We start from the raw sequence: 12,961 nt of genomic DNA on the forward strand, positions 1-12,961 counted from the left end.
AAACGCATATATCAATCAGCGATACAGCAACTATCTAACCATCCTGCTTAGGTCATAACGTACCGCCCCTTTGGGTCAGATTGATGACGGGCGCCTTTGCCGTTTTGAGTTTTCGAGTGCATCGATCATGCCTGAGCGGCATGCACCTCCTGCGGTGCTGTCGTTTCCTTGCGCACAAACCGGTTCGCCCGCCCAAACGTCCCGAAATCATTGAACCGCACACCCATCTCACGCATCACCTTATGCGCCACCGGCACGGTCATCTGACGGATGTAAAACGGTTCCTTGACCACAAAGTGATGGATGCCGTGACTGCTGCCGAAGTTGAAGCAGAACGCCTGCAACGGCCACATCCACCAAGGGTTCAGCACCTGGGTCTGCTGGATCACGTTGCCCGGCTCCACGTCACCGTAGTAGTGCATGTTCGAGCTGACGAAATGCAGGCAAAAGGTACGCAACACGTTTGGCCCGATGATCACCACGGCAGCGATATCGATGACCTGCATCACCGACAAAGTAGTCGCCGACCATTCGATAGGCGTACCCAGCAGATGAGCGATGCCGTTCGCCGCGTGAACGCCGAGAAACATGTACCAAGCCCCCCAATGCACCAGCGCCAGCGGCGCGTAGACCTTCAGCGCGCGCTTGATGATGCTGATCTTGTGAGCCCAGGTCTTGGCCCGCAGCATACGGATGAACGCCGACATCACGTTGTCGCCGACCATCAATAGCCGCGCAAAACCCCAGGGTTCGCCGTTGGTGATGGCGCGCTCTTCCATGTCGGATTCTGTGCCGGAGACTTTGTGGTGATTGAGGTGCAGATGCCGGCGAATCCACGGATTGATCGTGCTCGGCCGCGCCAGCCACACCAGTCCCATCATCAGGTTGTGCGGCACGCGTTGTTTGCGGAAGTACATGCTATGAATCAGGTCGTGTTCCAACTCGTGGGTCAGCGAGGCGAAAAATGCATTGAGCAACAGGCACACCCACCAGGCCATGTGCCCAGTCATGTAGAGCGTCGCCGAGCCAATCATGCCGACCAGCGCGAAGGCCAGAATGCCCGCGCCCAGGGCGTCCTGATGGTTGAGAATCGGGTAGCGCTGACGCAGTTCGACCCCCTTGGCCAGCACCACTTGGCGAATATGCGCTGATCGCTCAGTTGCATTCAGTCGCTGGGGACTTGCAGAAGTACCGTGCATGCTTCCATCCTCTGGTTATTGATGTTCGCATCCTGCCTTGTGAACCCTCGCAAAGCGGTAGCCGTGAACGCCAACCTGTTGACCGGAAGCGCCAATCAGCATGACTGAACCGACCTCCCTCGCCAGCTGGACCCGAGCCCTGCGCAAGCAACTCGATGCCCTGGGCCTCGACAGCACCGCCCTGTGCCAACAGGCGGGGCTCGACCCGCAACTGATGGACGACCCGAACGCCCGTTACCCGTTGTCCGGCACCACGCGCCTGTGGGAAATCGCGGTGCAAGTCAGCGGCGACCCGGCGATTGGTTTGCGGGTATCGCGCTTCGTCAGCCCCACCACGTTTCACGCACTCGGTTATGCGCTGGTGGCCAGCGGCAGTCTGCGAGAAGTGTTCGAACGCATCGTTCGTTATCACCAGGTGGTCAGTGATGCCCTGGACCTGGAACTGACCCGCGCCGAGGACCGCTACCGCTTCCGCCTGAAGATCCCGCCAGGCAATCCGGCCCCGGCCTTCGAGGCCATCGACGCCTTCACGGCGATTTACGTACGCACCTGCCGCAATCGCCTGGGCCGCGATTACGCCCCGCTGGCGGTGTACTTGCGTCGCCCGGAACCGGCGGACCCGCATCAATGGCACAAAGTCTTCCGCTCACCGGTGTACTTCGCCGCCGATGAAGACCGACTGGAATTCGCCGTCGTGGACTTCGACAGCCACCTGGACGACGCCAACCCGGAACTGGCCGAGCACAACGAAGCCGTGCTCAAACGCACCCTCGCCCAACTCAAACCCCTGACCTGGGAACGCAAGGTCCGCGACGCCATTGAGGAGCAATTGCCGGAAGGCGAGCCCAGCGCCGAACACATCGCCCAGGCCTTGCACCTGAGTTTGCGCAGCCTGCAACGGCATCTGGCGGACGAGGGTTACCGGTTCGATACGCTGCTCAACGAGAGTCGCGAGAACCTGGCGCTGCTGCATTTACGCGATCCGCAATGCTCATTGAGCGAGATCAGCTATCTGCTGGGATTTGCGGACACGAGCAGCTTCAGCCGCGCGTTCAAGCGCTGGACCGGGATGACACCGGGGCAGTTTCGGGATGGGTTGCGGTAAAGGATCCGGGAGCTGGATTGTCTGGTCTGGCCTCTTCGCGAGCAGGCTCGCTCCCACAGTTGACCGCATTCCAATGTGGGAGCGAGCTTGCTCGCGATGAGGCCAGACCAGACACTACAGAAACGCCTCAGCGCCCCCGATCCCGCCGCAACAATTTACGCACCCGCTTCACCAGCTCACTCACGGCAAACGGCTTGAGCAGGTAATCATCCTCATGCAACTCCAGGTCGCGCAGGCGATCCTCGATGCCGTCCTTGGTGGTCAGGAACAGCACCGGCGTATCACCGAGCTTGCGGATCTGCTGCAGCAACTGCCATCCATTGAGCCCGGGCAGCATCACGTCGAGGATGATCAGCTCGTATTCGCCAGACTCGATGAAACGACGGCCGTCCATACCGTTGACCGCCACATCGACTGAGTAACTTGCCTCGTTCAGACCTTTAGCCAGGAGTTTGGCCGTCTCAGGTTCGTCTTCCACTAACAGCACACGCATGGCACACCTCGATTGTCGTCATCACAGGCTAGGCGCCTTCGCGTCCAAAGCCCACCACTAACGCCGGGTTTTAGATAATCGCCAACATCCGCAATCGTTGCGCATCCAGAATCTCGATCTCGCCGTACTTGAGATTCACAATCCCCTGCCCCTGCAAGTCCTTGAGAATCTGGTTGGTGGTCTGGCGCGACAGCGAAAGCATCGACGCCAATTGTTCCTGGGGCAGTTGCAACACCCGTCGCGGCGGGTCGATTTCGCCGTAACCCTCGGCGATCATCAGCAAGCGATGAGCCAGTCGAGCTGCGGTTGGCATGAGGCTCAGTTGTTCGAGATTGATGAAGGTCAGGCGCAGTTTCTGGCTCATCAGCAATGCCAGTTGCCGCCAGTACGCCGGTTGTTCATCAAGCAACGTCAGCAGCGCGGTTTGCGAGATGTGCAACAGGACGCAATGACCCAGACCGAACGCATCATGAGTGCGCGGCTGGCCATCAAACAGACAGATTTCGCCGAACCAGTGGGGCGACTCCACCAGGCTCAACAGCGCCTCCTTGCCCTGCTCGCTCACTGCGCCGATCCGCACCGAACCTTCAAGCACCGCGTACAGCCCGCACGGTGGATCGCCGCGCTTGAACAGCCGCTGGCCTGGCGACAACCGCCGCACCCTGGCGGCGGCCAGCAGACTATCCTGTAAGGAAACAGGTAAATGGCTGAACCACTGGCCGCTCATCAGGCGTGGACGCCAGACCTGCATATCCATGAAAACTCCTGGAGATTGTCGCCTGCCTGACAGAGCGAAATGTGGACCCGGGGCATGATCCATCACCCAACAGGAGGAACAACAATGAAAAGCCTCGTCGACCATCTCAGTCAATACGCCGCCTACCACCGTGACCCGCGCAATATTGCCACCCACTTTATCGGTATTCCGCTGATCGTTGTCGCCGTTGCCGTGCTGCTGTCACGGCCCGAGTGGCCGCTGGCCGGGGTTTGGGTGTCACCGGCAGTGCTTTTGGCGTTGGCTTCGGCATGGTTTTATCTGCGACTGGAGTTACGGCTGGGCGTGCTGATGACCGTGTTGCTGGGCCTTTGTGTTTGGCTGGGTCATGTGCTCGCGCAACAAAGCACGCTTGTCTGGCTGGCGAGCGGCATCGGGATGTTTGTGGTGGGTTGGGCGATTCAATTTGTCGGTCATCACTACGAAGGACGCAAACCGGCGTTTGTCGATGATGTGACGGGGTTGATTGTCGGGCCGTTGTTTGTGGTGGTTGAGTTGGCGTTTTTGCTGAGGTTGCGGCATGACCTCAAAGAGCAGATCGAGGCGCGGGTGGGGGGGGTGCGTCTTCGTCAGAAAAACGCTGCGGCGTAAGACGCGTTCGCGAGCAGGCTCGCTCCCACAGGGGAATTGTGAACGACACAAATCACTGTGGGAGCGAGCCTGCTCGCGAAGCTTTTGATCTTAGATGTTGGCGAGCTTCTGCCAGACCTTCGGCTTGAAGAACAGCGTCTCGCCCTTCGCCAACCCGATCAGGCTGTCGTGATCTTTCACCACTTCAGCTTCGATCAATTCGCTCTGGCCTTCGACCTTCAGCGTCACCCGTGTCGTCGCGCCCAGCGGACGAATATCCCGCACCTCGGCCGCGTGGTGATCCTCCAGCTCATGACGCGACAGCGACACTTCGTGAGGACGGAACAGCACATGGTTGTCTTCACCCAGATGCAACCGGTTCGAGTCACCCAGGAAGTGATAAACGAAATCGCTGGCCGGGTTTTCGTAAACGTCGCCCGGTGAGCCGATCTGCTCGATCACCCCCTTGTTCATCACCACGATGCGGTCGGCGACTTCCATCGCTTCTTCCTGGTCGTGAGTCACGAACACCGAGGTCAGGTTGATGTCCTCGTGCAGGCGTGCGAGCCAGCGACGCAGTTCTTTACGGACCTTGGCGTCGAGGGCGCCGAAGGGTTCATCGAGCAGCAAGACTTTCGGTTCAACCGCCAAGGCACGAGCCAAGGCAATACGTTGACGCTGACCGCCGGAGAGTTGTTCCGGGTAGCGATCCGACAGCCAATCCAGTTGCACCATGTTCAGCAGCTCGTGGACTTTCACCGCGATCTGGCTTTCACTCGGGCGCTGGTTTTTCGGCTTCATGCGCAGACCGAACGCGACGTTGTCGAACACGGTCATGTGGCGGAACAGCGCGTAGTGCTGGAACACGAAACCGACGTTGCGATCACGCACATCGTGACCGGAGACGTCTTCACCGTGGAACACGATGTTGCCCTTATCCGGGGTTTCCAGACCGGCGATGATCCGCAGCAGGGTGGTCTTGCCGCAGCCGGACGGGCCGAGCAGCGCCACGAGTTCGCCGCTTTGAATGTCCAGGCTGATGTTGTCCAGCGCCTTGAACGCGTGAAAATTCTTGCTGACGTTACGCACTTCAATCGACATGACTTATTCCTCCGCGGCGCTGGCGCGCAGGCGGTTAATACGGTTTTCGCTCCACTGCTTGAGCAGCAGGATGAAGAGCGCCAGGATCAGCAACAGGCTCGCCACGGCGAACGCGGCCACGTGGTTTTATTCGTTGTAGAGTATCTCGACGTTCATCGGCAGGGTGTTGGTCACCCCGCGAATGTGCCCGGAAACCACCGACACCGCACCGAACTCACCCATGGCCCGCGCCGTACACAGCACCACGCCGTAGATCAGGCCCCATTTGATGTTGGGAACGGTGACGTGCCAGAACATCTGCCAGCCATTGGCCCCGAGCAGGCGCGCGGCCTCTTCTTCCTGAGTGCCTTGCTCCTGCATCAACGGGATCAACTCGCGCGCCACGAACGGCACGGTGACGAAGATCGTCGCCAGCACGATGCCCGGCAACGCGAAGACGATCTGAATGTCGTGGTCCTGCAGCCATGGGCCAAAAATGCCCTGGGCGCCGAACATCAGCACGTAGACCAGACCGGCGATTACCGGCGACACCGAAAACGGCAAGTCGATCAGCGTTACCAGCATGCTCTTGCCGCGGAACGAGTACTTGCTCACGCACCATGCAGCGCTGACACCGAACACCAGGTTCAGCGGCACTGAGATCAGCACGGCGATCACCGTGAGTTTCAGTGCCGACAAAGCGTCGGGTTCGAAGATCGCGGTGAAGAACGCACCGATTCCGAGCTTGAGGCCCTGAGACACCACGATCACCAGCGGCAGCAACAGGAACAGGGCGAACACCAGCCAGCCAAGGCCGATCAGGATTCGCCGCGATGAAGCGCTGCCACGGCGGGCGGCGTTCGAGGAAGCAGCAGCAATAGACGATTGGGACATTTCTGCGCCTCCTTATGGGGTTTCGATGCGTCGTTGCAGCAAGTTGATCAGCAGCAACAGAACGAAGGAAACCACCAGCATCAGTACACCAATGGACGTGGCGCCGGTGTAATCGTACTGGTCGAGTTTGACCATGATCAGCAGCGGCAGAATCTCGGTTTTCATCGGCATGTTGCCGGCAATGAAAATCACCGAACCGTACTCGCCGACCCCGCGGGCAAAGGCCAGCGCGAAACCGGTCAGCCAGGCTGGCAGCAGCGCGGGCACCAGAATATGGCGGAAAACCTGCAACGGTTTTGCACCCAGGCACGCCGCCGCTTCTTCCACTTCACGCGGGATATCAGCCAATACTGGCTGTACCGTACGTACTACGAATGGAAGTGTCACAAAAGTGAGGGCAAGGGTGATACCGAGGGGGGTATACGCGATCTTGAAACCCAGATCCGCTGCAAACTGACCCACCCAACCATTGGGTGCGTATAGCGCAGTCAGCGCGATACCGGCCACGGCAGTGGGCAATGCGAAGGGTAAGTCGATCATCGCATCGATGACTTTGCGTCCAGGGAAGGTATAGCGCACCAGCACCCAGGCCAGCAGCGTGCCGATGATGCCGTTGATGATCGCGGCGTACAGTGCGGTGCCGAAGCTCAGCTTCAATGCCGCCAGCACGCGAGGCGCCGAGATGATCGCCCAGAACTGATCCCAGGTGAGTTGGGCGGCATGGACAAACATCGCCGCCAGTGGAATGAGCACAATCAGGCTGAGGTACACCAAGGTGTAGCCCAGCGTCAGCCCGAAGCCGGGTATGACGGGGGAGATGCGACGCGACATAAAAGTCCTTGGTTGAGAACGCGCAAAGCCTCGAATTGCAATTCGAGGCTCGTTTTATGGCTTATTTCAGGTTATTGCGCCTGATAAATCTGGTCGAACACACCACCGTCGTTGAAGAATTTCGGTTGAGCGGTTTTCCAGCCGCCGAAGTCCTTGTCGATGGTCACCAGGTCCAGTGTCGGGAACTGTTTGGCGTACTTGGCGGCAACATCCTTGTCACGTGGACGATAGAAGTTTTTTGCCGCGATTTCCTGGCCGGCCGGGCTGTACAGGTGCTTGAGGTACGCCTCGGCGATCTCGGTGTTGCCCTTTTTCTCGGCATTCTTGTCGACCATAGCTACCGGAGGTTCGGCGAGGATCGACAGCGAAGGCACGACAATGTCGAACTTGTCTGCGCCACCGTCTTCTTTCAGGGCCAGGAAGGCTTCGTTTTCCCAGGCCAGCAACACGTCACCCTGACCGTTGTTGACGAAGGTAATGGTCGAACCGCGAGCACCGGTGTCCAGCACAGGAACGTGTTTGAACAGGGTTTGCACGTATTCCTTGGCTTTCGCTTCGTTACCGCCATTGGCTTTCAGGCCATAGGCCCACGCCGCGAGGAAGTTCCAGCGTGCGCCGCCAGAGGTTTTCGGGTTCGGGGTGATGACTTCCACGCCGTTCTTGGTCAGGTCGCCCCAGTCCTTGATGCCTTTAGGGTTGCCCTTGCGCACCAGGAACACGATGGTCGAGGTGTAAGGCGTGCTCGCTTCCGGCAGACGCTTCTGCCAATCCGCTGGCAGGGTCTTGCCGAGTTTGGCGATTTCGTCGATGTCACCAGCCAGGGCCAGGGTCACCACGTCGGCACGCAGACCGTCGATCACTGCCCGGCCCTGCTTGCCCGAACCACCGTGGGACTGCTGGATTTTCACGCTGTCGCCAGCGTGGTCTTTCTGCCAGAACTTGACGAATTCGGCGTTGTAGTCCTGATACAGCTCGCGAGTCGGGTCGTACGACACGTTAAGCAGTTCGTAATCCTTGGCAACCGCGGAACCAGCAAAAAGGGCACTGGCCAGGGCGGCCAAAGCGAAATGACGAATCGACGACATGGTGAAAGCTCCTGGAATTCTGATTGTAATGGCTTTTTATGGTCTGGAATCGGGGTTGCCTGTCAAAGATCGCAGCCTTCGGCAGCTCCTACACAAAGCCCCCCGTAGGAGCTGCCGCAGGCTGCGATCTTTTGATCTTTGTTTCAGCTCGGTTTGTTGCTTGGGTTCTGCAACCGGAATTTCTCTTTGCGTTCGATCTGGACCACCTGGGCGTTGTGCACGGTGATTTCCACTGCGCCAAAACGCAGATCGCGCAAGGCGCTCTGGATCTCACGCAAAATGGTTGCCTCGTCCTGCCCGTCAACGCTACGTAGGGATGCGCTCATGGTGCTGCTCCTTCAACTAGAGGTTGCCTGGCAGTGGCGAGACTGCTTGCGGCGTGAGACCAATAGTAGATAAGCGCGGATATTCTTAAAAAGACTATTTAAGAATTTTAATATAACCAAAAGACCGATCAGTGTTGAAGAATCAATGGAGCACGCTTCCAATCCAGCTGCCCTGCCAGCACCGGCCGTCCAAACCAGTACCCCTGCCCCAGATCGCAGCCGTGTTCGAGCAGGAAACCCGCCTGCTCGACCTGCTCGATCCCCTCGGCATGAACCTGCATCCCCATGCTCTGGGCCAGCGCAATGATCACCCGCACAATCGCCGCGTCATCCTCATCCCACGGCAACCCCGCAACGAAGCCCTGATCGATCTTGAGTTTCTGTACCGGCATCCGCTTGAGGCGCAGCAACGACGAATAGCCTGTACCGAAGTCATCGATGGCCAGCCGCACGCCTAATTCACGCAACCTGTGCATCTGCTCCAGCGCGACTTCCGGGTCATCCATCACAGCGCTCTCGGTGACTTCCAGCTCCAGACAGGCAGGATCCAGCCCGGTTTCGTGCAGCACCTTCGCCACCTTCCCAAACAGCTCACGGCGGGCGAACAATCGAGAAGAAACATTCACCGCGACAAACGACAACACCACCCCGGCCTGCTGCCACCGGCACATCTGCTCACACGCCTGGCGCATAACCCAGGCATCAATTTCGGCGATCAGACCGGTGCGCTCGGCAATGGGAATGAATTCTGCCGGCGACACCAAACCCCGCTGTGGATGCTCCCAGCGCACCAATGCCTCGACGCCGATCAGGCGGCTACTCTTGAGGTCGTGAACCGGCTGGTAATAAACCCGCAACTCCTGCTGCTCCAGCGCACGGCGCAATTCGAATGCAGTCTCGACCCGTTGCTGGGCATGGGCGGTCAATTCTTCGGTATAGAGGGCGTAGCCGTTGCGGCCTGCACTTTTGGCCTTGAACAGCGCCGAGTCGGAGTTGCGCAACAGCTGCTCGGCGCTCAAGGCGTCGCCGGGGAACAGGCTGATGCCGACGCTGATATTGACAAACAACTGATGCCCGTCGATCTGGAACGGCTCTTTTAGGCCATCGATGATCCGCTGAGCCAGCGCCGCCGCGTGCACCATTTGCGGACAGCTTTCAGCCAGCACGGCGAACTCGTCACCGCCAAGGCGCGCCAGCGTGATTCCCGGTCCGACCATCGCTTTCAAACGCACGGCCACGCCCTTGAGCAGTTGGTCCCCAATGCTATGCCCGAGGCTGTCGTTGATCATCTTGAAGTGATCAAGATCAATCATCAGTAACGCACAGCCGCGCTTGTGGATCTGTGCCGAAGCGAGGGCCTGCTCGGTGCGGTCGGTGAACAGCAAGCGGTTGGGCAGATCGGTCAGCGGATCGTAGTGAGCCAGATACGTCAGCTCATGTTCGGAGTTCTTGATTGCGCTAATGTCGGAAAACACTGCCACGTAATGGCTGCGCCGCCCCCTCTCGTCGTCAATGACACGGATGGTCTGCCATTGCGGGTAGATCTCGCCGCTTTTGCGGCGGTTCCAGATTTCCCCGCTCCACTCGCCGGTGCTGGTGAGTGTCGCGAACATGGCCTGGTAGAAAGCCGGCGGGTGATGACCGGACTTGAACAGACTGGGGCGCTGGCCGAGCACCTCCTCGCTCTGATAGCCGGTGATGGCCATGAAGGCCCGGTTTACATGGACGATCAACCCTTTGTTGTCGGTGACCAGCACCCCTTCACGGGTGCAATCGAACACCGCGGCAGCCTGACGCAAACGCTCGCGGTCTTCGGTGCGTTCACGCAACTTGGCGCTGATCCCCAGGCAACGAAACAATCGCGCCCGAGCGAGGAAAATCAACCCGGAGCTGAACACCACCCAGGCGTAACCGTTGATCAGTTGCCAGCGCATTAGCTCTGCAGAGCTATCGAAGAAACTGTTCAATAAATGGCCACTGAACTGCAGCCAACCGACGGAAACCAGTAAGTAAAGCAGTGCTGCACGCAAAGCATCGCGATAGGTGGCAGACATTCGGCTGTCCATGTCCCTTCAAAAAGGATGGAATTATAGTTTAAAGAAACATCCAGCCACTCTTATCTGAAAGGGCGACTGGTTTTATCTGTGGGCTAAGTGATAATGCAACGGCTGTTTTTTTCTTTATCGAGGGCCCAATAGACTATGTGGTACGAAGGTTTTCTCGGCTTGTCGCCCTGGTCACTGGTGGCAGTCACCCTGCTGATGACCCACGTGACGATCATCGGCGTCACGGTCTATCTGCATCGTTATTCAGCCCATCGCTCGCTTGAGCTGAATGCCGGCCTGAAACATTTCTTCCGCTTCTGGCTGTGGCTGACCACGGCACAGAACACCCGTGAGTGGACCGCTATCCACCGCAAGCACCACGCCAAATGCGAAACCGTCGATGACCCGCACAGCCCGGTCATCAAGGGCCTGTCCACCGTTCTGCGCAAAGGCGCCGAGCTGTACCGTGCCGAGGCGGAAAACCCCGAAACCCTGCGCATCTATGGCAAGAACTGCCCCGAAGACTGGATCGAACGCAACCTGTACAGCCGTTTCCCGCTGCTGGGCGTGGCGATCATGGGCGTTATCGACCTGTTGCTGTTCGGCACCATCGGCATCACCATCTGGGCCATCCAGATGATGTGGATCCCGGTCTGGGCCGCCGGTGTGGTCAATGGCCTGGGCCATGCCATCGGCTACCGCAACTTCGAATGCCGCGATGCGGCGACCAATCTGGTGCCGTGGGGCATCCTGATCGGCGGCGAAGAACTGCATAACAACCATCACACCTACCCTAATTCGGCAAAACTGTCGGTGAAGAAGTGGGAATTCGATCTCGGCTGGGCCTGGATCCAGGTCTTCAGCTTCCTGCGTCTGGCCAAGGTTCAGCGGGTCGCGCCAATCGCCCATCGGGTCGAAGGCAAAGGCAACCTGGACATGGACACCGCCATGGCGATCCTCAACAACCGCTTCCAGATCATGGCCCAGTACCGCAAATTGGTGATCGCACCGCTGGTCAAACAAGAGCTGGAAAAGGTCGATCACTCGGTCCGTCACCAGTTCCACCGCGCCAAGCGCCTGCTCTCGCGGGAAACCAGCCTGCTGGATGACAAACACCACATACGCATCCAGGCCATGCTCGAACACAGTCAGGCGCTGAAGGTAATTTACGAGAAGCGCCTGGCCTTGCAGCAGATCTGGGTCAAGACCAGCTCAAATGGTCACGACATGCTGGCCGCCATCAAGGATTGGGTACACGAAGCCGAAGCCAGCGGGATTCAATCCTTGCGCGACTTCGCCGATCAATTGAAAACCTACTCCCTGCGCCCCGCCGCCGTCTGACGCCGTTGATCGGTGCGCCCCGTTCGTGGGCGCACCCTTCGGAACTAAGCTCCAAATCCCCTATCTCAAAGACACTTCGCCATCCAGGCGGGCTCTGGTATTGGCCGCTTTCGAACCTCGAGCGGCACACGCCCTTTGAGATTTTGTGTCGATGGTCAATAAAAGCCTACAAGACTCATCCCTCCCGCAGTGGCCCGAGGCCGCGCAAACCCTGCTGGCGCTAATGCATGCACAAGGCGAAGTGGCGCGCCTGAGCGAACGCGAACAGCTATTCAGCGCTCTGCTGGTGAGCGTCAACGCGGTGCTTTGGGCCTTCGACTGGGAATCCCGTCGGGTGCTCTATGTCAGCCCCGCGTATGAACGGATTTTCGGCCGCTCTGCAGGCTTGTTGCTGTCCGACTACAACCATTGGCGCGACAGCATTTACCCCGACGATCTGGACTATGCCGAACGCAGCCTGGGCGAAGTACTGGTCAAAGGCGCCGTTGAAGACCGTGAGTACCGAATCATTGCCGCCGACGGCCAGGTCCGCTGGCTCAGTGACAAGTGCTTCATCAACCGTCAGGCCGAGCCGGGGCAACCATTGATCATCGTCGGCATTGCCGAAGACATTACTGACAAGAAGCAGATGGAAACCGAGCTGCAACGCTTGGCCACCACCGACGTGCTGACCCAGAGCAGCAACCGCCGACACTTCTTCGAATGCGCCCACCGTGAATTCGAACAGGCACGGCACCAAGGCACGCCGCTGGCATTCCTGCTGCTGGACATCGATGACTTCAAAGTAATCAACGATACCTACGGCCACCAGGAAGGCGACAACGTGCTGCAACGAATCGCCGAGAGCGGTCGCGCGGCTTTGCGTCGGGGTGATGTGTTCGGGCGAGTTGGCGGTGAGGAATTCGCAGCAGTGTTTCCCGGCTGTGCGCCAGACATGGCCATGCAAGTGGCCGAGCGCCTGCAACGGGAGATTCAGCGATTGAGTTTCAGCCATGGCGACCAGACGTTCGGCATCACCGTCAGCCAGGGCCTGACCAGCCTTACCGCCGAGGACGAAAGCGTCGACAGCCTGTTTGCCCGCGCGGATGCGGCGATGTACGAAGCCAAACGCCAGGGGAAGAACCGCATCATTTCCAGCTAATGGGCTCGACACAAAACCAATGTGGGAGCGAGCTTGCTCGCGATGACGTACTGACATTCAACATTGATGCTGGCTG

At 58.9% G+C, this 12,961-nt stretch carries 12 protein-coding genes and 1 pseudogene; 4 read left to right on the top strand and 9 right to left on the bottom strand.

Annotated features, from left to right (window positions below; all coding sequences use genetic code 11):
• Window positions 1–125 precede the first annotated feature (125 nt).
• On the bottom strand, window positions 126–1,199 hold the full coding sequence (locus ACIQU2_RS05815) for a fatty acid desaturase (RefSeq protein WP_403139346.1): 1,074 nt from the start codon (window positions 1,197–1,199) through the stop codon (window positions 126–128).
• A 100-nt stretch (window positions 1,200–1,299) separates the two neighbouring features.
• On the opposite strand from ACIQU2_RS05815, the gene ACIQU2_RS05820 reads away from it, so the two are divergent.
• A complete protein-coding gene (locus tag ACIQU2_RS05820; RefSeq protein WP_283182474.1) occupies window positions 1,300–2,304 on the top strand; it encodes an AraC family transcriptional regulator in 1,005 nt (334 codons plus the stop codon).
• 127 nt (window positions 2,305–2,431) lie between these two features.
• On the opposite strand, the gene ACIQU2_RS05825 is transcribed toward ACIQU2_RS05820, so the two are convergent.
• Both ACIQU2_RS05825 and ACIQU2_RS05830 read right to left on the bottom strand, forming a co-directional pair.
• Window positions 2,432–2,797, bottom strand: a complete 366-nt coding sequence (locus ACIQU2_RS05825; protein ID WP_008148221.1) for a response regulator — start codon at window positions 2,795–2,797, stop codon at window positions 2,432–2,434.
• Window positions 2,798–2,867: 70 nt separating this feature from the next.
• A complete protein-coding gene (locus tag ACIQU2_RS05830) occupies window positions 2,868–3,554 on the bottom strand; it encodes a Crp/Fnr family transcriptional regulator (protein ID WP_403139349.1) in 687 nt (228 codons plus the stop codon).
• Between the two features lie 84 nt (window positions 3,555–3,638).
• Between ACIQU2_RS05830 and ACIQU2_RS05835 the strand changes: the two genes are divergently transcribed.
• The gene (locus ACIQU2_RS05835) at window positions 3,639–4,163 is read left to right on the top strand and encodes a DUF962 domain-containing protein (protein ID WP_403139350.1); all 525 of its coding nucleotides are present in this window, start codon (window positions 3,639–3,641) and stop codon (window positions 4,161–4,163) included.
• Between the two features lie 90 nt (window positions 4,164–4,253).
• Here ACIQU2_RS05835 and ACIQU2_RS05840 read toward each other — a convergent pair whose 3' ends face one another.
• The 6 genes and pseudogenes from ACIQU2_RS05840 to dibA form a co-directional block, all read right to left on the bottom strand.
• Window positions 4,254–5,243, bottom strand: coding sequence for a sulfate/molybdate ABC transporter ATP-binding protein (locus tag ACIQU2_RS05840; RefSeq protein ID WP_046047288.1), 990 nt, complete (start codon window positions 5,241–5,243; stop codon window positions 4,254–4,256).
• Between the two features lie 3 nt (window positions 5,244–5,246).
• Window positions 5,247–6,116 (bottom strand): annotated as a pseudogene (gene cysW / locus ACIQU2_RS05845) (sulfate ABC transporter permease subunit CysW).
• Window positions 6,117–6,128: 12 nt separating this feature from the next.
• The gene (cysT, locus tag ACIQU2_RS05850; RefSeq protein WP_007899634.1) at window positions 6,129–6,947 is read right to left on the bottom strand and encodes a sulfate ABC transporter permease subunit CysT; all 819 of its coding nucleotides are present in this window, start codon (window positions 6,945–6,947) and stop codon (window positions 6,129–6,131) included.
• A gap of 71 nt (window positions 6,948–7,018) precedes the next feature.
• Complete coding sequence (locus ACIQU2_RS05855; RefSeq protein ID WP_403139352.1) at window positions 7,019–8,032, bottom strand: sulfate ABC transporter substrate-binding protein; 1,014 nt, start codon at window positions 8,030–8,032, stop codon at window positions 7,019–7,021.
• A gap of 143 nt (window positions 8,033–8,175) precedes the next feature.
• On the bottom strand, window positions 8,176–8,358 hold the full coding sequence (gene oscA / locus ACIQU2_RS05860) for a sulfur starvation response protein OscA (RefSeq protein WP_007945260.1): 183 nt from the start codon (window positions 8,356–8,358) through the stop codon (window positions 8,176–8,178).
• 128 nt (window positions 8,359–8,486) lie between these two features.
• Window positions 8,487–10,412: a phosphodiesterase DibA gene (gene dibA, locus ACIQU2_RS05865; RefSeq protein WP_403139353.1), complete on the bottom strand. Its 1,926-nt coding sequence runs from the start codon at window positions 10,410–10,412 to the stop codon at window positions 8,487–8,489.
• 147 nt (window positions 10,413–10,559) lie between these two features.
• Here dibA and desA point away from each other — a divergent pair, with 147 nt between their 5' ends.
• Together desA and ACIQU2_RS05875 are read left to right on the top strand one after the other, a co-directional pair.
• Window positions 10,560–11,744, top strand: a complete 1,185-nt coding sequence (desA, locus tag ACIQU2_RS05870) for a delta-9 fatty acid desaturase DesA (RefSeq protein ID WP_347803093.1) — start codon at window positions 10,560–10,562, stop codon at window positions 11,742–11,744.
• A gap of 151 nt (window positions 11,745–11,895) precedes the next feature.
• On the top strand, window positions 11,896–12,885 hold the full coding sequence (locus ACIQU2_RS05875) for a GGDEF domain-containing protein (protein ID WP_403139354.1): 990 nt from the start codon (window positions 11,896–11,898) through the stop codon (window positions 12,883–12,885).
• Window positions 12,886–12,961: the final 76 nt, after the last annotated feature.

The organism is Pseudomonas sp. NPDC098740 (assembly GCF_044760065.1).
In the GTDB taxonomy this organism is placed as follows: domain Bacteria; phylum Pseudomonadota; class Gammaproteobacteria; order Pseudomonadales; family Pseudomonadaceae; genus Aquipseudomonas; species Aquipseudomonas rossensis.

Excerpts from the sequence above, each read along its gene's own strand:
- ACIQU2_RS05835 (WP_403139350.1), top strand. The coding sequence starts at position 3,639 with ATGAAAAGCCTCGTCGACCATCTCAGTCAATACGCCGCCTACCACCGT.
- cysT (WP_007899634.1), bottom strand. The coding sequence starts at position 6,947 with ATGTCGCGTCGCATCTCCCCCGTCATACCCGGCTTCGGGCTGACGCTG.
- ACIQU2_RS05840 (WP_046047288.1), bottom strand. The coding sequence starts at position 5,243 with ATGTCGATTGAAGTGCGTAACGTCAGCAAGAATTTTCACGCGTTCAAG.
- ACIQU2_RS05815 (WP_403139346.1), bottom strand. The coding sequence starts at position 1,199 with ATGCACGGTACTTCTGCAAGTCCCCAGCGACTGAATGCAACTGAGCGA.
- ACIQU2_RS05820 (WP_283182474.1), top strand. The coding sequence starts at position 1,300 with ATGACTGAACCGACCTCCCTCGCCAGCTGGACCCGAGCCCTGCGCAAG.
- ACIQU2_RS05825 (WP_008148221.1), bottom strand. The coding sequence starts at position 2,797 with ATGCGTGTGCTGTTAGTGGAAGACGAACCTGAGACGGCCAAACTCCTG.
- desA (WP_347803093.1), top strand. The coding sequence starts at position 10,560 with ATGTGGTACGAAGGTTTTCTCGGCTTGTCGCCCTGGTCACTGGTGGCA.
- dibA (WP_403139353.1), bottom strand. The coding sequence starts at position 10,412 with ATGTCTGCCACCTATCGCGATGCTTTGCGTGCAGCACTGCTTTACTTA.
- oscA (WP_007945260.1), bottom strand. The coding sequence starts at position 8,358 with ATGAGCGCATCCCTACGTAGCGTTGACGGGCAGGACGAGGCAACCATT.
- ACIQU2_RS05855 (WP_403139352.1), bottom strand. The coding sequence starts at position 8,032 with ATGTCGTCGATTCGTCATTTCGCTTTGGCCGCCCTGGCCAGTGCCCTT.
- ACIQU2_RS05830 (WP_403139349.1), bottom strand. The coding sequence starts at position 3,554 with ATGGATATGCAGGTCTGGCGTCCACGCCTGATGAGCGGCCAGTGGTTC.
- ACIQU2_RS05875 (WP_403139354.1), top strand. The coding sequence starts at position 11,896 with ATGGTCAATAAAAGCCTACAAGACTCATCCCTCCCGCAGTGGCCCGAG.